Source organism: Clostridium cibarium (assembly GCF_014836335.1).
Classification (GTDB): Bacteria; Bacillota; Clostridia; order Clostridiales; family Clostridiaceae; genus Clostridium; species Clostridium cibarium.
The window spans coordinates 70,308-87,994 of the sequence record NZ_JACSRA010000018.1 but is presented as its reverse complement, the minus strand read 5'-3'; the positions used below and the strand labels follow the sequence as shown (position 1 = coordinate 87,994).

23 protein-coding genes and 1 pseudogene are annotated in these 17,687 nt (G+C 27.4%); 18 read left to right on the top strand and 6 right to left on the bottom strand.

The window, feature by feature from the left end; translation table 11 throughout:
- The 3 genes and pseudogenes from H9661_RS19410 to H9661_RS12010 form a co-directional block, all read left to right on the top strand.
- Positions 1-288 (top strand): annotated as a pseudogene (locus tag H9661_RS19410) (hypothetical protein); the annotation flags it as partial.
- Positions 285-1,040 (top strand): hypothetical protein, encoded by a 756-nt coding sequence (locus tag H9661_RS12015; RefSeq protein ID WP_191769014.1) that lies wholly within the window; start codon positions 285-287, stop codon positions 1,038-1,040. The pseudogene H9661_RS19410 and the gene H9661_RS12015, both read left to right, overlap by 4 nt.
- 85 nt (positions 1,041-1,125) lie before the next feature.
- Positions 1,126-1,770 (top strand): ABC transporter ATP-binding protein, encoded by a 645-nt coding sequence (locus tag H9661_RS12010; protein ID WP_191769012.1) that lies wholly within the window; start codon positions 1,126-1,128, stop codon positions 1,768-1,770.
- 60 nt (positions 1,771-1,830) lie between these two features.
- Here H9661_RS12010 and H9661_RS12005 read toward each other — a convergent pair whose 3' ends face one another.
- The 4 genes from H9661_RS12005 to H9661_RS11990 form a co-directional block, all read right to left on the bottom strand.
- Complete coding sequence (locus tag H9661_RS12005) at positions 1,831-2,049, bottom strand: DUF2922 domain-containing protein (protein ID WP_191769010.1); 219 nt, start codon at positions 2,047-2,049, stop codon at positions 1,831-1,833.
- A 44-nt stretch (positions 2,050-2,093) separates the two neighbouring features.
- Positions 2,094-2,318 (bottom strand): DUF1659 domain-containing protein, encoded by a 225-nt coding sequence (locus tag H9661_RS12000; protein WP_191769007.1) that lies wholly within the window; start codon positions 2,316-2,318, stop codon positions 2,094-2,096.
- 60 nt (positions 2,319-2,378) lie between these two features.
- On the bottom strand, positions 2,379-5,744 hold the full coding sequence (locus H9661_RS11995) for a zinc-ribbon domain-containing protein (protein ID WP_191769005.1): 3,366 nt from the start codon (positions 5,742-5,744) through the stop codon (positions 2,379-2,381).
- Positions 5,745-5,930: 186 nt separating this feature from the next.
- Complete coding sequence (locus H9661_RS11990) at positions 5,931-6,116, bottom strand: YvrJ family protein (protein WP_191769003.1); 186 nt, start codon at positions 6,114-6,116, stop codon at positions 5,931-5,933.
- 156 nt (positions 6,117-6,272) lie between these two features.
- On the opposite strand from H9661_RS11990, the gene H9661_RS11985 reads away from it, so the two are divergent.
- Positions 6,273-6,431 (top strand): hypothetical protein, encoded by a 159-nt coding sequence (locus H9661_RS11985; protein WP_191769001.1) that lies wholly within the window; start codon positions 6,273-6,275, stop codon positions 6,429-6,431.
- 54 nt (positions 6,432-6,485) lie between these two features.
- On the opposite strand, the gene H9661_RS11980 is transcribed toward H9661_RS11985, so the two are convergent.
- The gene (locus H9661_RS11980; RefSeq protein ID WP_191768998.1) at positions 6,486-6,887 is read right to left on the bottom strand and encodes a hypothetical protein; all 402 of its coding nucleotides are present in this window, start codon (positions 6,885-6,887) and stop codon (positions 6,486-6,488) included.
- 211 nt (positions 6,888-7,098) lie between these two features.
- On the opposite strand from H9661_RS11980, the gene H9661_RS11975 reads away from it, so the two are divergent.
- The 9 genes from H9661_RS11975 to cdiI all read left to right on the top strand — a co-directional run bounded on the left by H9661_RS11975 (position 7,099) and on the right by cdiI (position 11,595).
- Complete coding sequence (locus H9661_RS11975; protein ID WP_191768996.1) at positions 7,099-7,341, top strand: hypothetical protein; 243 nt, start codon at positions 7,099-7,101, stop codon at positions 7,339-7,341.
- Positions 7,342-7,445: 104 nt separating this feature from the next.
- Positions 7,446-7,736, top strand: a complete 291-nt coding sequence (locus H9661_RS11970; protein WP_191768994.1) for a hypothetical protein — start codon at positions 7,446-7,448, stop codon at positions 7,734-7,736.
- A gap of 149 nt (positions 7,737-7,885) precedes the next feature.
- Positions 7,886-9,496 carry a hypothetical protein gene (locus tag H9661_RS11965; protein WP_191768992.1) on the top strand — a complete coding sequence of 537 codons (1,611 nt, stop codon included), beginning with the start codon at positions 7,886-7,888 and terminating at the stop codon, positions 9,494-9,496.
- Between the two features lie 9 nt (positions 9,497-9,505).
- The gene (locus tag H9661_RS11960; protein WP_191768990.1) at positions 9,506-9,889 is read left to right on the top strand and encodes a hypothetical protein; all 384 of its coding nucleotides are present in this window, start codon (positions 9,506-9,508) and stop codon (positions 9,887-9,889) included.
- Positions 9,890-10,011: 122 nt separating this feature from the next.
- Complete coding sequence (locus H9661_RS11955) at positions 10,012-10,260, top strand: hypothetical protein (RefSeq protein WP_191768988.1); 249 nt, start codon at positions 10,012-10,014, stop codon at positions 10,258-10,260.
- A 90-nt stretch (positions 10,261-10,350) separates the two neighbouring features.
- Positions 10,351-10,551, top strand: a complete 201-nt coding sequence (locus H9661_RS11950; protein ID WP_191769020.1) for a hypothetical protein — start codon at positions 10,351-10,353, stop codon at positions 10,549-10,551.
- A gap of 2 nt (positions 10,552-10,553) precedes the next feature.
- Positions 10,554-10,814 (top strand): hypothetical protein, encoded by a 261-nt coding sequence (locus H9661_RS11945; RefSeq protein ID WP_191768986.1) that lies wholly within the window; start codon positions 10,554-10,556, stop codon positions 10,812-10,814.
- Between the two features lie 63 nt (positions 10,815-10,877).
- A complete protein-coding gene (locus H9661_RS11940; protein WP_191768983.1) occupies positions 10,878-11,249 on the top strand; it encodes a dihydroorotate dehydrogenase (quinone) in 372 nt (123 codons plus the stop codon).
- Positions 11,242-11,595, top strand: coding sequence for a ribonuclease toxin immunity protein CdiI (gene cdiI / locus H9661_RS11935; protein ID WP_191768981.1), 354 nt, complete (start codon positions 11,242-11,244; stop codon positions 11,593-11,595). Before H9661_RS11940 ends, cdiI begins: the two co-directional genes overlap by 8 nt.
- A gap of 46 nt (positions 11,596-11,641) precedes the next feature.
- On the opposite strand, the gene H9661_RS11930 is transcribed toward cdiI, so the two are convergent.
- Entirely contained in the window at positions 11,642-12,205 is a 564-nt protein-coding gene (locus H9661_RS11930) for a sigma-70 family RNA polymerase sigma factor (protein ID WP_191768979.1), read from the bottom strand.
- Positions 12,206-12,506: 301 nt separating this feature from the next.
- Here H9661_RS11930 and H9661_RS11925 point away from each other — a divergent pair, with 301 nt between their 5' ends.
- The 5 genes from H9661_RS11925 to cas5b all read left to right on the top strand — a co-directional run bounded on the left by H9661_RS11925 (position 12,507) and on the right by cas5b (position 17,644).
- On the top strand, positions 12,507-13,448 hold the full coding sequence (locus H9661_RS11925) for a helix-turn-helix transcriptional regulator (protein WP_191768978.1): 942 nt from the start codon (positions 12,507-12,509) through the stop codon (positions 13,446-13,448).
- A gap of 84 nt (positions 13,449-13,532) precedes the next feature.
- Positions 13,533-14,285, top strand: a complete 753-nt coding sequence (gene cas6, locus H9661_RS11920; protein ID WP_191768976.1) for a CRISPR-associated endoribonuclease Cas6 — start codon at positions 13,533-13,535, stop codon at positions 14,283-14,285.
- An 11-nt stretch (positions 14,286-14,296) separates the two neighbouring features.
- The gene (gene cas8a1, locus H9661_RS20025; RefSeq protein WP_191768974.1) at positions 14,297-16,081 is read left to right on the top strand and encodes a type I-B CRISPR-associated protein Cas8b1/Cst1; all 1,785 of its coding nucleotides are present in this window, start codon (positions 14,297-14,299) and stop codon (positions 16,079-16,081) included.
- A complete protein-coding gene (gene cas7i / locus H9661_RS11910; RefSeq protein WP_191768972.1) occupies positions 16,074-16,979 on the top strand; it encodes a type I-B CRISPR-associated protein Cas7/Cst2/DevR in 906 nt (301 codons plus the stop codon). Before cas8a1 ends, cas7i begins: the two co-directional genes overlap by 8 nt.
- A 5-nt stretch (positions 16,980-16,984) precedes the next feature.
- Positions 16,985-17,644: a type I-B CRISPR-associated protein Cas5b gene (gene cas5b, locus H9661_RS11905; RefSeq protein WP_191768970.1), complete on the top strand. Its 660-nt coding sequence runs from the start codon at positions 16,985-16,987 to the stop codon at positions 17,642-17,644.
- Positions 17,645-17,687 lie beyond the last annotated feature (43 nt).

The following is a 17,687-nucleotide window of genomic DNA, read 5'->3' as shown; positions in this document are numbered from 1 at the left end:
GTATTATTTTTAGTTATAAATACATATATTAAAAATCGTTCTATTACATTTATCCTAGAAGTAATAATTATATCAGCTAATATGTTTATTGATTCGTCTCAGGGAGTTATAGGTAAATTATTATTTAGTTATAATATCTTTTTTATAACATCTTCATATGATCAACTGAAAAGTGGATATTATATTTTGTATAGATTATTATATTGGTTAATCCTAATCTTAGTTTTATATATTATAGGTGCTATTTTGACCAAAAGAACTGATTATAAATTTGAGGAAGTATCATGAGTAAAAGTTTTAGGATACTAAATAGCAACTTAAATGCTATATTTTCTTTTAGAAAATATATTTGGATATTTTCTATATTTATATTTATTTTAATTTTTAAAATAGATAATTTATATAATGAATCAAATTCGCTACAATGTATAAAAATAATGTTTTATGGACCAATAAATCTATCTGATAATACAGGTGAAGTATTTATTTGGAGTATATATCAATTTTATTTACTTTATATTGTAGGAGATTACATATTTAAAGAATTCAGCATGAGAAATACTTACACTATTGGAAGAATAGGAAGTAAGACAAAATGGAATAGTTATATGCAAATAAGTATATTTTTAACATGTATAATTTATTACTTCTTTGGGTTTGTTATAGAAATGATGGGTATGATTATTTTAAACAAAAGCATATCATCAGTAGATATACTCAATATATTGAATATATTTTTAATACTAACTATATCGAGTTATTTTATAGCAACAACATATTATATTATTTTATTAATACATAAAAATCATTCATTAGCTTTTATTATGATTGTGATTTATGCTTATTTATCCATAATGTTTGGAGCTGCATTGAATATAGATATATTTCTTCCAATTAATCATGGAATATTATCAAAACACTATTTTGTTAGTTTTGGTTTTGGTATATCATATTTGTATTTAGGGATTTTGATTATAATAAATTTAATTATCATAAATAAAATAATGTCAAAAAAGGATATTGTTTATTACATGAACTAGGAAAAACATTATATTATTGTGAATTGCAATTTTTAATAAAATATTCTAAGTAATGATGATTTTATTATTTACGAGGAGGTTATCTATGAAGGATACTAATGTTATAGAAATTAAAAATTTATCTAAGATAATACAAGGTGTAAAAATATTAAACGATATAAATATAGATATTAAAGAAGGTAATATTTACGGAATAATAGGAACAAATGGTTCTGGTAAATCTATGCTATTCAAAGCTATATGTGGGTTAATTAATTCAACTGATGGAGAAATTAAAGTATTTAATGAAGTTATTAAAGATGGAAATTTTCCAAAAGAAACTGGGGTAATAATAGAAAGTCCAGGCTTTTTACAACAATATTCTGGATTTAAAAATTTAAAAATATTAGCAAATATAAATAACAAAATTTCTGATGATGATATAAAAAATACAATTTCATTAGTTGGTTTAAATCCAAATGATAAAAGGCCAGTAAAAAAATATTCATTAGGAATGAAACAGAGATTAGGAATAGCCCAAGCTATTATGGAAAAGCCTAAATTATTAATATTAGATGAACCTATGAATGCATTAGATTCAGATGGGATTGATTTGGTAAGGAAACTACTACTACAACTTAAAGAAGAATCTGTGACTATATTGTTAACTAGCCATAATAATGAAGATATAGATACTTTGTGTGATCATATATATAAAATGGATTGTGGAACATTAAAAGATATTAGTTAGTTTATAAAGAAAAGGGTAGATTTCGTGTTGTTGTACACGAAATCTACCCTTAAAAAAATATTAAGCTACATCAAGCTTAGTAACTTGTCTTTGAGTTAAAGTAGCACCAGACTTACCAGTAAAAGCACCATTTTTAGTTAAGAAAATATTCTTAGCTATAATGGTATCCATTAAGGTACTTGCCTGAGCCTCCGTTATTGTAGCTTTAACTCCTTCTATACTTAAAGAAGTCTTTTGGCCATTAGCACAAATAAAAGTTAATGATAATATATACTCCATGAAAGATCCTCCTTTCTTAAAAAGTTAACTGGAAATTTTAAATGTTAAGCACTAACTAAAGTAGAAGAATCAGCAACATAAAAATTTCTAGTTCCAACGTTTAACATGTCTTTGATCGCAGTAGCTACATCATAAATGTTTTGAGAAGCTGCATCAGTTCTTACATTAGAAAAAGTCTTTTTTCTGTAAGTAGTATTGCCAGAAGAATCTTTACCACTTGCTATCTCTATTTGTAGAGAAGAAGTTTCTAGAGTTTTAGTAACTGCCATTTGTATTTCACTCCTTTCATTTGGATTCACATAAGATATATACAAAAAATATAGAAATGCTTATTTTTTTCTCATTCGTGCATCTCTTTCAATTACACGATAATGACAATTAGAACAAATTGAACGCCCTGAACATCTTTTGTCTACACGTGCTTCCCATTGATTCTTACACTTATTACATTTCCAAAAAACTTTTTCACTATATCCTGCAATTATTTGTGTTGGGTCAATGCTATTTTTTTCATAATCCCAATCTACTAGCAAATCTGGATATAATTCCGAAAAAGAACCTTTTACCTCAATTGGATTTTGTTTTGGGACTGATTCTTTTTTTCCCTTAACAATGCTATGATTAGAAATTGTTTCATGCTTAAATTTTGTTCTATTTTTTACAATTGAGCCATCATTAGTTTCTTTAACTGGCAAATATTTTTCATATCCTTTTAATTCATACCATACGCTAAGAATATTAGAACTCAATTTTTGCATCTTCTTTATTTCACGTGATGATTTATATATGTCGGTTTCTAAATACAATTGTGGTGTTGACATAATCTCATTCTTTCCTTCATTTATTACTAGAAGCGACGTTGACTCCTTAGTTTCAATTAATTTCTTATAATTATAAAAAAGCTCTGGACATTGTTGTTGTAATAGTTTTGGTATCGTTGGATATATTTTCTTATAAAAGATGTCTAATGCATAATATCCCCTAATAGTCAAATCATTCGGATTGACATATATATGATTATAGTAATCTATATCTATAATCGCACCATGTATATACCCAGAACCACCTATCTTTTTTACATCCTCTGCAATCTTTTTTTGAATCTCTGTATATTTATATAATGGCGATTTGATATTTGCAATTTCTTCTTCCATATGGGCATAATAGTAATTTATATCTTTAATGTTAAGTCCTTTTAATGCTCCGCCATTTAATATTGATAACTTCTTTGCTTTGGTTTCATAGATGAAACAATAATAACCCTTTTTCTTAAGCATATAAACTATTCCATCCCTATTAAATTGCATCTGGACATTTTTACCGCGATAGAAATTTACATATTCATCACCAGTTATCTGATAAATTCCATCATCATATTCAGAAAACAAATCGTACTCATTTTCTAAATAGAAATATTTTATACTTGGATTCTCATTTTTATATCCTACTTGATTATCTGCATATACTTTATAATCACCATCATCATAAAAATAATTTCTATGTGTATGTCCACTTACATAGATAAATCCTTTTTGTTTATCATCATTAATACACCAATCTACTTTTGGTGTATGTGTGAAAACAATAACATTTCTATCACTTAATGCTTCTTGTACAATTTCATATAATGATTCAATTTTTTTACTTTCTGTAATCTCCTGCTCTCTTGTTATCGTTTCTCTATAAATTCCATTGTCAGCATTAAATTTTTTGTTATATCCAGAGAAGGCCAATCCGCCAAATATTATCAAACGCGCGCATCTAACTTTTGTTCTTAATTCTTCTTTGGATAACGTAAGTAATTCATCTGTTGTTATTCTATTGATTGAATTATTATCATCCATATAAAGCAAATCATTTTGAAGAAGATACATCCCATTTGCTGTTATTACATCATTGTATTTATCTACAATTTCTTCAAAGTTATTGTCTGGGAAACCCCATAATTCATGATTGCCAAGTAAAAAGATAACTTTCATACTGCCATAATTATTATTAATATATTGTCTTAATAGCGTTATAAATAGCTCAAATATTTCGTATACTGAAGAAGTATCTCCTCCTATAAGGAGAACTTTACTTCCAAATCCATCAATGTCATTAACAAGATTACTAGCTATTTTTTGAAGCACATATTGTATATCACTTTCAGATCTGCACTTGGCATTTATAATTCTATGCATAAGGTGTAAATCTGAAATATAAAACACTTTTTGATTCTTTATTACTTCTTCATAGCTTAAAGAAATCTCTCTTTTTGTATCTAATACAAGAGAAGTTTTTTCTTCAAATTTTAGTGTTGGAATAAATGAAGCAATTAATTCATCTTTCAATTCAAATTTTTCATAGTCAAGACCAAGTTTATCCATTATTTCACTTATAAGTTTTACATTTGAAAGATTGAGTTCAGAAAGATCATTTAAATTTTCTATGCCATCACAAAAAAGTAAATCTGCACTAGATAAATCATTCTCAAGGAAATACACATAATTAAAGAAATATTCGAATGAATGATTTTCTTCTTTTAGCACATTACCATTTGAATCTTTCCATTTTTGAATAACACAAAAGCACTCACTCTCTGAATCATAATATTTATCAACTATATAGATTAAATTATGTACACTTTCGATTGGTAATTTTGTTTTTTTATTTGTTATATATTGTAAAAAATCAATTTTAGGGAGTATTGCCTTTGATAAATCGCAGTTGGATAAATCATTGTTTAAGTATTCTGCAAATTCTTCAAATGTTTCAAAATAATATTTTAAATCTCCTAGCCAGACTTTATTCTTTTCTTTTACATAATAATCTGTCTGCACACAATAAAAGTATGTTCCTATATTGAAAAAACCATGTGTTTCTGTTTGTAGTTCTTCACTTTTTAATTTCTCAACAAATTTCTTCATCTTTCTTTTGTGCTTTGCAATTGTAGATGATGCACCCAAACTATAATTATATTCATTAAGAACCTTATCTGAGCCATATATAAAGCAAACTTCATGTTCTATATTCGGGTAATATCCACTATTAACGTGCTTCATGATAATATGAAAAACCTTATATTTATCAGAATAAATATACATCAAAAGAATAGTTTTTAAATCAGAACTGTATTGAGATATTTCACACTTTTCACGAACTTTTTCAAATTCTTTAAATGAATTACAAGTTTTAAATTTATTTACCCATTGTTTAATATAAGATTTTCTTCTTTCACCTGTTTTATATGCTTCGATTTCATTTTTGTTTGGTTCGATTGAATAATCCTCTATTGTTTCATCTAATAATGCTGAATAGTTAATCTTTGTTAAATCAATACTGTATCTCATAATTTCTTCTTGAGTAAATTTGTATTGATAATAACAAGCACAATCGTAAATATCTCCATTTAAAAAATTATAATAATCATCAAATTCTTTAAAAACCGTTTCTGTTTCTCTACTAGAGGATTCATCTTTAATGTCCTTAAACACTTCTTCTAGTACAAAGAATATATTTCTAATTACATCATATCCTCTATTGACTGTTATATCTTCACCTACTGCAATTTTCCTTATACCAAGTTTTCGCTCGACCTTTACAACTTCTGGATGTAATCTATACTCTTCTGGAATATCAAAAAATCCTATTTCTTTCTTTTTAAGTTGATTAATAAACACTTTCAAATCTTTATCAATAGCAGCTATCTCCATAATTTATTACACCTTCTACCTATTCTATTTACTACAATTATAGCATCTATATTGGCTATATAAATGCATAAATTGTCTTTACATCTAAACTTAGAATGCCTATCCCAAACTCCATGAGTTTGGGATTTATCTTTTCTTGTATAGAAAAAAGCTGCACACTAATTTTTAGTGCGACAGCCCTTTATATTAAGCTACATTGGTATCATCATTATCTATAACAACACCAAGCTTTGTTGAAATTATTATGTTTAGTCTATTTATTGATGATGATAAGGAATTAATTTGTTTTTCAAGTCTAATAAGCAAGTATGCAGATACTGCTACTGGGAATCCTACATTTGCTATTACACCTATTAGATCATTTACTTCCATAACTTACACCTCTCTTTCAAATAAGATATATTATGAATTAGCAGGGAGTGACTAATTTATAGTAAATAAATGTAAAATGTGCTATAATGGCATGCAGATACGTGGTAATATATTATTAACCAATTTTATGAGAAAAAAGAAATAGGGGGATGGTTTATGTCGATGGTTGAGGGTATAGGCTTTATTAGCTTAATAATTAGATTAGGTCTTATTGCTATGGTGGTTTATGGATTTATTTTATCTGTTAAACTTGCCAAGAGAGGAATCAAAGCACTAGATATTTATATATACGAAAAAACTAATAATAAATCATAGTTATACACTTTTGTAAGCTATATAAAAACAGGTAGATCAAAATTGAACTGCCTGTTAATTATTATTTTTATTAATTACAGAATCATAATATTTGCTAATAGCTATATCAACAATTGAACTTACATAAGTGTTTAAATCAGGGTGAATACTTTTAAGTTCATTAAGCTTCCTAACAGTAGAAGCTCTTAACATATAAGTTCTCTTCACATTTAAAAATTCTCCATCAATAGGCGGAGCAGCACCATTAACTACAGGAGTTTTTCTATTATCATAATTTTTAAATTGGATAGTAGGTTCTTCTTCAGAGATAGAAGTTTCATTAGCATCTTTAGAGAAGCTAAAGGTAGCAATACATTCCCCCTTAGGCTTAGCTATTCCATCACTAAAACAATCATCAATAGGTTCCTCATATGCTAAGTCATCTTTACTCATAACAAATTCTTTTTTCCTTGCCATAATAATCACCTCTAATAAGGATATATACAAAAATTAAGCATATTCTTCAGAATAAATATTCTTCACCATATATATGGTAATATTCTTCAGAATATGCTGGGAAAATGCGGGTTTGAAGAGGTTTAAGGGAAAAAATAGTGCAAAAGTTAAGTCATTTAGCTTTAAAATAAATATATCTTCTATGAAAAGAAATTGAGTGGAGGTATCTAAAATGATAAATGATGAAATAAAATTAAGAGCTGAGGATGCAGAGGTGTTTGATAAGAAACAAATAGCTCTTGCAATTAGAAATGCTAACTATGAGGATGAAATTGCTTGTTCTCTTTTGGAGCAGAATATCATAGCAGGGTGTGATATGTGTTCTCTTAAAAAGATATGTGAAGAAATTGATAAGGTGTCCCTGGAATTTAAGAAGAGTACAACAAAGGTAGTTAAAAGTTTTGAATTTAATTAAGAGAAAAATACTGGCTATCAGGTCAGTATTTTTTATTATGATGAAAAGGAATTTTATAGTATAATAAAATAATAGTTGGAACTTAAATGTAGGGAGGATCAAAGTTGAATTCAAATAGCAATGTAGTTAGTGATATTAGTAAAATAAGTAGCAGTAAAAATAAGTTAGATAGCATAATAAACGATCTAAAAGATATGAATAATTCAATAATGAATGGCTTTGAAGGTAATGGTAAGATGCAGTTAGTTGAAAGAATAAACAGGCTTATAAATGAATGTTATGACTTAGATATGGAGTTTGTATCCATGAAGAATGGTCTTTTCAATTTATCTGTAGATATAGTAAATGAAGCTGAAAGGCAAGAAAAGCTTAGAGAACAAAAAATGAATAGATAGATGTAGATGAACTAGTTAGTTAACTGGTTCATTTTTCTATTTATGTAGCAAAATATTTAATTAATTTATTTTTTGTAATATAATAGGTAAATATGGGTAAGTTTTAGGTGGGCAAACTAGAAGTAAATTCATACAAATAGGGAGGATAAATGGAGACTATAAAGGTTGATAGTGAAGAACTTCTAAGGTTTGCAAATAAAATGCTTGATTTAAAAGAAGAATTTGATAGTATGCTAAGGGAAGTATCTAGCATAGAAAATACTTTGGATTCTGTTAGGGATGTTAGTACATATAAGCAAAAGAATCAGTTGAATGATATTTTAAATTTAGGTTATATAAGATCAAGGGAGTTTGAAAGTCTTTCAGAAGATTTAAATTATGCATCTAAAGAATATAATGAAGCTGAAGAAAAGATAAAAAATTCTATAGGGCCTATGAATAATATAGGGCTTGATAGAAATTTGATGCCTGCTTTAGATTCAAATATGTTAGCAGATGAAAAAAGTGAAGAAGAAGTTCAAGCTGAAAAAATTCAAAAATATAAGGATGCTATAAAAGAGATATGGAATTTGTTAATGTCAAATACCATACTTGATTTAGATAGAAATGAGTTTTTTATAAAGATATTAGAAAATATTAATGATAAAGTAGAAACTTATTTGAAATCTGCTAGTGATATTATTGCTGAATTTAATGAAGAGCATCCAACGTTAAGTATATTATTTTCTCCTATAGAGGAGATGATTGGGCGACTTAATGGAGTTATAAAATTCATTAAAAATATGACAGTAGGATTAATTTCAACGGTTTTAAAAGGAATAAACAATGAAATTAATGGCTTAATTGATGATCCAATAAAAACATTGATAGGCAATGGAAAAGCTGCATATTTTATTGAAAGTATGGCGTTCCCGTTCTTGCCAGATGTATTTGGAACTAATGAAGCTATAGCAAATTCTGTTTGGGAAAATGTAAAGAAGGATTTTAATGAAAAAGTTTTAAATGGTAACTCTTATACTGCAAGTGAGTATACTACAGAGGTATTTTTAAATATAGCCATGCTTTTTGATGGAGTAGGAGAACTAAGTAATTTAGGGAAGGTAAATGAAATCGAAAAGATAGGGGAGAGCAGAGAGCTTTTTGGTAGCTTTAAGATTGCCATTGACGGTGAAGAGATTAATTTGTTAGAAAAGTTTAGTGCAAAAGGTATTGAAGTTGATAAATCAATGCAGCTATTTGGAAAGTTAAGTGATGAGGAGCTTAAGGCCTTATATTTGTTTTTGGAAAGAAAACCAGTTGTATTTGATAGTAGCAAGATTATTGATAGGATATTAGGTGGGGAAAAGGTTGAGGATGTAATAAAATTTAAGTTTTCTGAAATGTTAGAAGAAGAAATTCAAGAGGTAGTTAAAAAATGCAGAGAAAGATCTCCAATAGATATACCAGATGATGCTAAAGCAAAAGCCCAATCTAAAGTTGGATTTGAACAAATATCCTATAAGTGGAATGATGGAACTTATAAGTATGAAGCTAGGTGGCATACAAGAACGCCAGGTGCCCCAATAGCTCAGGGAAATACGTGGGTTATACAAAGAACAAAACCAGGTAATGCAGGTATTAAGCCAGCGACTGAATTTTTGATTGATGAAGATGAGTGGATTCCTGCATATAAGTGGTATGATGCTATTGCAGCAAGAAAAGCAGGAACTGCGACAGAAGAACAATTAAAGATATTAGAAAATGGGCATTGGAAGGAGTAGTATATTATTATGATAGATGAAAAGTATTATATTGGATTTGAAGGTGAGCCTGAAATAACAATATACTATAAAGAAAAAGATTTAAGTCAAAGTGGTTTAAAAATATGGATAGGGTATTTTGAATATATACTAGGTGCAAGTACATCAAATGATTATGAAAATGGAGGACTAATTTATAGTTACATAAACCAAGATGGCTGGTATGATGAAAGTCCATGGCAAATTGATAACTTAACACAAGCGATAGTTGAATTAAAAAAGTTTAATAATGATAATGTTGAAAGCGAAGAAGAAACTATATTGAAGAAGTTGCCGGATATACAAAAAGACATAATTGCCTTTTTAGAGGAAGCACAATATATTGATAAAGTTGTATTTATAGATTATGAATAGTTAATGCCAAAAGAAATAAAGTAAATGAAGAATTAATTACGAGTGGGGACAAATCAATACACCTGTTTCAGTAAAGACTTTAGAGGATATTGGCATAATTAAAAATGTTGGAGAATGGTAAGATGAAACGCGCAGAATATTTAAGTAAAATTAAAGATGACGATATAAATCTAGAAAGATTAAATATTGTTATTGGAAGAAAGACAAATATACCATATTCTAAAGGATGTTATGAAGAAAATGATATTTGGTATTTTTATGATGTAAATGAAAGGCAAGATTTAGTTATTACTAAAACAGGAACAGAAGATGAAATTTTTAGTTATTTATATTTGATTACTAAAGCATTATTAAAACAATACAATAGATAAAAAAAATTATTATTTATAAGAATGAAATGAATCAGCTGAGATTTGAACAGGCTGGTTAATTTTTAAATAGAGACTTTCTAAGAATATTATATGAGTGGTTATGAAAAAGCAGTAGAAAGTAATATGAGAAACTTTCAAAATGAGTTAGGTATGACTGCTGAACAAGCATATGAAAAATATGGTTCATGGGAAATTGTATTAGAGAAAGCTATGAGTGCAAATGCTGGGATGGATGCTTGCTGTGGTCTTTATGATGATTTTTATCATCTTTATTCAGGAGGAGGTAATTAAATATGATTGAGATTTTAATTGAAAAATATAATGAAGAAAACAATATAATTTTTATTGAAAAAGAAGGTAAAAACATATGGGGAATCATGAGTATGATGCAATTTGAAGATGATATGGAGTATTTCGGAATAGAGATTATGTTTAAGGAGTTTAATGGTAGAAAAGGTTATGTGTTTAGTAAAAATATAGACAAAGAATTAGTTTATTTAGAAACAAAAAGATTTATAGAAGAACATGACTTGGAAAATAGAAAGTGTTTCTAAATGTTTTAGTTTTTTTAAAATTAATTATATTAGTTAATGATATTCGTGAAAATGGAGGTTTGCATGAGTAAAATTGATGAAAAGTATTATATTGGATTTGAAGGTGAACCTGAGATAATTTTTTCGTTATTAAAAAGTAATGGAGAAAAAGAGGAATTTGGGATATGGGATGGCTATTTTAGTACAATTATAGAAAAAGTTGAACCTAATGAGAATGGTTGGACAGGATTAGCATATTATTATCATTTAGATATTGGGTGGTTTGAAGAAAGTCCATGGCTAGTCGAAAATCTTATAGAATCATATGAACAATTAAAAGAAATTAATATTGAAAGTTTTGAGTATGATGAAGATAAAGATGTTCTTAGGAAAATAATAATTATGTTTAAAGAGGCCATTGACAATGATGAAAAGGTATATATTTCATATGAATAGACGTTTAACAGAGGAAGATTTATTAAAACAGGAGCATTTTCCTGCAGTTGCCTTTTTTAATGCAATTAAAAACAATGAATTTATTGATACAATTGAGCAGATGTCAAAAGAAATTGGACGAGGATTTAATGAAGTTGATTGTTCTTTTTCAAGTGATTTAGAACCAGATGATGAACCCTTTGAAGGTGTAGAATTTGCTTTAGGAAATCAAGAGGTAATTTTGGATTATAAAACATATTTTCATTATTTAGAATTGGCATGCTTAAAGTATGTAAGTGAATTTTCTCAAGATCAAAAATCTATTGAAAGATATCTTTCTGTTATAAAAGAAAAGTACAATTTATAAATGTAATATTGCTTTATTTAGATATAGCAAAAATAAATGATAAATATCAAACGAATAAGTTTTGAAGCTTATTATATAATTTTAATCTTTTCCTAGCTGCAGTAGAGCGAGAAATATTCTTCCAAGCTGCATAGGATTTTAAAGTGTTATGCCTAAATATATTAAAAGCTAAAAGTTCCTTTTCAGAAGAGGTTAATCTATCTATTGAATTAAAGAGTTCAGAAGCATTTAAGCTATAAATGAAGTTATCTTCTATATAATTTGATTTGTTTTTAGCTATAGAACTAAGATTTCCATCAAAAGTAAGAGTGTTCCATCCTTGGATCTGATTATTTTTGATGGATTTTTTTATAATGGCGTACATAGAATTTTTGATTGCATTAGTAGCATAAGCTACAAATCTATGTGCTTCAGGATTGTATTTTTCTAAAGCATGAAGGAGTATGATGTAGCATTCACTTTGGATATCTTCAAGGTCATATCTATCTATATAGGTTTTTTTGGAGAAACTTATTATAAAAGGTTTGAACTCCTCAATTAGTTTTTCTTTTGAAGCTTTGTCGCCTGATTTAGCTGATATTACTAGGGATTCAATATAATCGTAGTTCATGTAGAAATGCCTCCTTTTAAGCAAAGAGTTTTTGAATAAAGTTATAAAGCAGCCTATAAGGCTGCTTTATGGGTGTAGGACATTATAGAAATCTATAACGTTATGTTTATATTACCATAAAGGTAATTATATGTCAATAAATAAAGATATTGTTAGGTTTGTGGTGTTTTGTGGGGGATTAGGAATTAGATAATTTTATTTAAGAGGGTATTTTGTATAAGGATGCGTTTTTTGAAATATTATAGATAAAATGTAAAACGAATTAATTTATGGTAAAATTATAAACAAAGGAGAGGTTTGAATGGGGAATCTTAATAATTCTTTGAAGATGCTATTTATCTTAAAGTCTGGTGGCGTAATTAAGGTAAAAGACATAGCAAAAAGGCTTGAAGTAACAGAAAAACAAGTGAGAAGATATAAAGAAACATTAGAAGAATTTTTTAATATAGAATCGATTTCTGGGCCAAGTGGTGGATACAAGTTAGTTGGTGGGTATTTTCCATTTAAGGAAATACTAACGGAAGAGGAAGTTAATCTGTTAAAAGAAGTAATTGTATCGTTGGATAGTAATTATATTGAGAATAATCCTAAAATAATAAAAGCTATAGAAAAAATAAACTATACAATATTAAATGGAGAAGATCATGAGTCTTGCGAACAAATAATACCTTATTCAAGAGTTAAAAATGCAGGGATAGATATTCAAAAAATATCAGAGGAAATGTATAAAAGCATATTAGATCAAGTAGAGGTAATTATAGTTTATAAAGATAATAGTGGGAAATGCACAGAAAGACGAGTTCAGCCATATCAGATTTTTACATATAAGGGAGAGCGATATTTAATAGCAAAGTGTTTGCTTAGAAAAGAAGTTAGATTTTTTAAATTAAGAAGGATTGAGAGCTATATTATAACATCAGTTAAATTTGAAAAAGACATAGATGTGAAAGCTTTAATAAAGGAATATAAAACCAATAGTATAGGTATCTTTGGTGGAAAAAAATATAATCTCAAACTTGAAATAAGTTATCCTATGGCAAACATAATAAAAGAAAGAGTATGGGTTGAGAATCAAGAGGTAATAGAACTTAATAATAAGATACTTTTTAAAGCTTCCATGATTGGAGGACCAGAGGTTATATCTTGGATATTAAGTATGGGGAAAAGTGTTAAGGTACTAGAACCAGAAGATTTAAGAATAGAAATACATAACATTTTAAAAGAAATGATAAAAAATATTTAAATAAAAAAATAACCTACCCATTATATGTATAGAAAAGCAATTATCATTATAAATACAAGATAACTTGAAGGATTGGAGGAGCGTATGAGAATAAGAGTTGTATGTAAACCAAAAGATAGAAGATTTCCGTTAGCTTATAGAATGATGATTTCTAGTCTTATAAAGAAATCAATTGAAACTGTAGATGAAAGCTATTTTAGAGAAATGTATTATTACGGAGAAAAAAAGAATAAGAAGATTAAGCCATTTACTTTTTCTGTGTTCTTTAATGATTATAAAATTGAAAAAGAAGAGGTTATGATAAATGGACAAGTTTCTATTATATTATCAACATCTGATTACAATTTTGGAATAATTCTTTATAATGGACTATTAAAGTTGAAAAGTTATTTTTATAAAAATAATGAAACGGATAGCTATGAGATAGACATACAAAGAGTAATTTTAGAAAAGGAAAAGTTAATTAATGATGAAAGGATATTGTGTAAAACTTTATCGCCTATTCATATTAAGGATAAGACAAATAAACCTGTTAGTATAGAAAGCAATGAATTTGTTGATGGACTTAATTATATTTCAAATATAGCTTTAGAAACAATTAGAGGAGAAGGACTAAGAGAAGAACTTAAGTTTACACCTATAAAAAATATAAAAAAGGTAGTTGCAAAAGAAGAAATTACTGATTTTAAACAAATAACTAAAAAACGTTACATTTATATAGAAGGATATTCAGGAAGTTTCTATCTTGAAGGGAATATAGAAGATTTAAGAATGTTAATGCAAATAGGGTTAGGATTTAGAAGAAGTGAAGGATTTGGATTAATAGATTTGGTATAGGAGGTGAAGCAGTGAAAATTTATAATTCAGAGAACTGGTTTTTTAAGCTAGGTTTAGTGGGCTTTAATAGGATAATGGAGTATAACAAAAGTCAAAATAATTTAGAATTAGATAAATATAATTACAAAGTTAATGAAGAATTTATTGAATTTGACTATGAACTTTTAGAGGAGTTTCCATCATGTTATTTTAATTACTTTATAAATGAGTATAATGCATCTGTAACATTAGAAGAGAAACTTATTAAGTTGGTAAATGGCGCAAAAGTAAAAGAAAATTTCAAAAATAATCTTACTAAAATTAAGACTACTATGAAAAAAAGAAATGATGATATAGATAAACTTAGTGTTAGTGGAATTGATAAATGTAAAGAAATATACAACTTGCTAAGCAAAATTAAATTTGAGAATATTGAAGAATTAGAAAAGCTTATAAAAAACTATCAAGAAATAAATAATCAAGAAAACATTAATATTGATTTGAGTATTAATGCATTTAGAGATGCATGTTATAAAAGCTTTTTTGGACAATATAGCTTTTTTAATAGAAGTCTTACTAGTAGAAGTGTTAAAGAAAAAAAGAATATTTTATATAATGATTTCGTAAAAGCAGTTATAGAATCTGAAAAATTTAAAAATGTTGATCATAAAAAAGATATAGAATTAAAAGCTTTTATTGATGAACAAATAAAAGATATTCCAAAAGGTAAACACAATGATGTTGAAAAAGTATTGTCTCAAATTGATAAAAGCATGTTTGGAAAGAAAAAGAAAGTTCAATCAGTAGATGAGATTTTAGGTAATTATAATACTTGCAGTTTTTGTGATGATAATATTTCCTTTGGAAGTGATTACACAGATGGTAATTTTATTCCATTAGCTATAAGTAATTCAAATTGTAGAAATTTATTTTGGAACTTTAATGATAAGTTTCCTATATGTCCATTATGCAAGTTAGTATTATTATGTACTCCTGCTGGCTGTACTGAAGTATTTAAAGGCTATTTGAGTGACAAATATGACAAGAAATATTATGGATTTGTAAGCATGGATGGAGATTTATATGAATTAATAAAACAAAATAATAATTTTAGAAAGACTAGCAAAAGAGGAGCTGCTTTTGAAGAATTTATATTAGATAGTATAAAGAAAAATAAGAAAATTAGCACTTGGCAGCTAGAGAATATTTTATATATTGAATTTAATGCAGATTATAGATCTAAAAATTCAAAACTTAACTATTATAATATTCCAACATATTTAGCGAGATTTTTAAGGGATAACTCTGGAATGTTTGATAAGATAGTCAATTATAAAGAGAGAATGAAGGTCTTTGATATTATATTACAAAGAAAAGACTTAAAACACATTATAGACTTAGAACTAAGGGAGAGCATTAAAGGTGATGGATACAATAATACTATGCCTTTAATAAAAATAAGAAATTATCTAAAACAATATAAAGGTGGGTGTAAAAGCGTGGATAAAATAGCAAGTAAAAATTTAAGTTTTCTTTATTTTCAAGGTTTAGATATATCTAAAATATATAAGAATTCTAACAGTGAAAATAAAATACCAGGATTGAGTTATAGGCTTTTAAATGCAGCTAAAGCAGATAATAAAAAAGAATTTATGGATACAATTATTAGAATATATATGTCTGTTGAAAAAGAAATACCAATGTTATTTCTAGAGGTAATGAAGGAAGATAAATTGGATTTTCAAGAGATAGCTCATAGTTTTATTACAGGTTTAAATTCAAAGAATAAAGAAGAGGGGGAAAAGGAAAATGAGTAAATCAATTACATGTAGTGTTATATTTCAAGGACAAAGTTTGAATTATGGTGAAGGAATAGGAAATATTTCAGAATTAAAAAAATTAACAAGGGATGATGGTAATTTCTATTCATTAGCTACAAGACAAGCTCTTGCTTATGATATAAGAAGATTAGGAGAAGAAATATTTGGATGGAATCTGCAAACTGTAGATAAAAGTAAAGGAACTATTCAATTTAAGAATGAGTATACAATTAAAGATTCAATAGAGATGGACTTGTTTGGATATATGAAAACTGCTAAAAAAGGCGATGATGATAAGGGAGGCTCAACAATAAGATCAGCAGTAGCAAGATTATCTAATGCTATTTCTCTAGAGCCATATAAAAGCGATATGGATTTCTTAAGCAATAAAGGACTTGCAGATAGAATAGGAGAGCATCCTAATTTAGCTAATAGTGAGCAACATTTGAGCTATTATACTTATACAATAACAATTAATTTAGATGAAGTTGGAATAGATGGAGAAGTAGTTTTAGGGAACGAAGAAAAGGCTAAAAGAGTAAATCAGTTATTAGATATTTTAAAGATATTAAATAGAAATATAAGAGGAAGACAAGAAAACTTATCACCACTATTCATAGTTGGAGGAATTTATGATATAGCTAATCCGTTTTTCTTAGGTAGAATTGGGCTAGAAGTAAATAAAGGAAAATTCAATATTAAAACAAGTCCTATAAAAGATGCTTTAGATGTAACTATTTTAGATTGTAACGTTAAAGATAACACAAGTATAGGTTTGGTATCTGGGATATTTGGAAATGAAGAAGAAATTCATAATTTAGTAGAAGAAGTTCAGGGAGTTGAAGGCTTTTTTAAAGGATTAAAAGAAAGAGTTAATGTCTACTACGGGGTGTGATTTAGATGAAGGCTTTAAAAATTAAACTTTATCAAGAAACTGTATGCTATAAAAAGCCATATGCCTTTAAAGTAACTGAAACTTATCCATTACCTCCATACTCGACAGTTATAGGAATGCTACATAATGTTATGGAAGCAAAAGAATACTATCCAATGAATATATCTATACAAGGCAAATATGAAGGTATTTTTACAACTTATAATACAACAAGGTTTTACAAGGGGGAAGACATTACTTCTATGCCATTAAATGTCCATATGTTATATGGAGTGTCACTAATACTTCATATTAGTGCTGAAGAAGAGGTCCTAAATAATATATATAATGGATTTAAGAATACTGGAAAAGTGTTCACTTTAGGTAGAGGTGAGGATTTAGCAAGGTTAGATGAAATAAAGTTTGTAGAACTAGAGAAACATGAAATGGATAAAGAGATTGATGATGAAATTAAGTTGAAATATTGTGCTTATGTTCCTAATGAATACAATACTAACTTAAAAGGTGTAGGATATAAAATCAATAAGGTATATAAAGTAGTTAATGAAATAAGACAATGGGAAAAATGCAAAGTTCAATATGTGGAAAGTGATGAATGGTTTGAAGGTGGAATTTATTATATTGATGATGATAAAAATGAAGCTGATATTGCATTCTTAGCTTAAATAAAGTGCTTGATTAATCAAGCACTTTATTAATAAGCAGCTA

What these genes read in the sequence shown, in the direction of transcription:
- H9661_RS12015 (WP_191769014.1), top strand. Translation starts at nt 285, where the DNA reads ATGAGTAAAAGTTTTAGGATACTAAATAGCAACTTAAATGCTATATTT.
- H9661_RS12010 (WP_191769012.1), top strand. Translation starts at nt 1,126, where the DNA reads ATGAAGGATACTAATGTTATAGAAATTAAAAATTTATCTAAGATAATA.
- H9661_RS12005 (WP_191769010.1), bottom strand. Translation starts at nt 2,049, where the DNA reads ATGGAGTATATATTATCATTAACTTTTATTTGTGCTAATGGCCAAAAG.
- H9661_RS12000 (WP_191769007.1), bottom strand. Translation starts at nt 2,318, where the DNA reads ATGGCAGTTACTAAAACTCTAGAAACTTCTTCTCTACAAATAGAGATA.
- H9661_RS11995 (WP_191769005.1), bottom strand. Translation starts at nt 5,744, where the DNA reads ATGGAGATAGCTGCTATTGATAAAGATTTGAAAGTGTTTATTAATCAA.
- H9661_RS11990 (WP_191769003.1), bottom strand. Translation starts at nt 6,116, where the DNA reads ATGGAAGTAAATGATCTAATAGGTGTAATAGCAAATGTAGGATTCCCA.
- H9661_RS11985 (WP_191769001.1), top strand. Translation starts at nt 6,273, where the DNA reads ATGTCGATGGTTGAGGGTATAGGCTTTATTAGCTTAATAATTAGATTA.
- H9661_RS11980 (WP_191768998.1), bottom strand. Translation starts at nt 6,887, where the DNA reads ATGGCAAGGAAAAAAGAATTTGTTATGAGTAAAGATGACTTAGCATAT.
- H9661_RS11975 (WP_191768996.1), top strand. Translation starts at nt 7,099, where the DNA reads ATGATAAATGATGAAATAAAATTAAGAGCTGAGGATGCAGAGGTGTTT.
- H9661_RS11965 (WP_191768992.1), top strand. Translation starts at nt 7,886, where the DNA reads ATGGAGACTATAAAGGTTGATAGTGAAGAACTTCTAAGGTTTGCAAAT.
- H9661_RS11960 (WP_191768990.1), top strand. Translation starts at nt 9,506, where the DNA reads ATGATAGATGAAAAGTATTATATTGGATTTGAAGGTGAGCCTGAAATA.
- H9661_RS11955 (WP_191768988.1), top strand. Translation starts at nt 10,012, where the DNA reads ATGAAACGCGCAGAATATTTAAGTAAAATTAAAGATGACGATATAAAT.
- H9661_RS11950 (WP_191769020.1), top strand. Translation starts at nt 10,351, where the DNA reads ATGAGTGGTTATGAAAAAGCAGTAGAAAGTAATATGAGAAACTTTCAA.
- H9661_RS11945 (WP_191768986.1), top strand. Translation starts at nt 10,554, where the DNA reads ATGATTGAGATTTTAATTGAAAAATATAATGAAGAAAACAATATAATT.
- H9661_RS11940 (WP_191768983.1), top strand. Translation starts at nt 10,878, where the DNA reads ATGAGTAAAATTGATGAAAAGTATTATATTGGATTTGAAGGTGAACCT.
- cdiI (WP_191768981.1), top strand. Translation starts at nt 11,242, where the DNA reads ATGAATAGACGTTTAACAGAGGAAGATTTATTAAAACAGGAGCATTTT.
- H9661_RS11930 (WP_191768979.1), bottom strand. Translation starts at nt 12,205, where the DNA reads ATGAACTACGATTATATTGAATCCCTAGTAATATCAGCTAAATCAGGC.
- H9661_RS11925 (WP_191768978.1), top strand. Translation starts at nt 12,507, where the DNA reads ATGGGGAATCTTAATAATTCTTTGAAGATGCTATTTATCTTAAAGTCT.
- cas6 (WP_191768976.1), top strand. Translation starts at nt 13,533, where the DNA reads ATGAGAATAAGAGTTGTATGTAAACCAAAAGATAGAAGATTTCCGTTA.
- cas7i (WP_191768972.1), top strand. Translation starts at nt 16,074, where the DNA reads ATGAGTAAATCAATTACATGTAGTGTTATATTTCAAGGACAAAGTTTG.
- cas5b (WP_191768970.1), top strand. Translation starts at nt 16,985, where the DNA reads ATGAAGGCTTTAAAAATTAAACTTTATCAAGAAACTGTATGCTATAAA.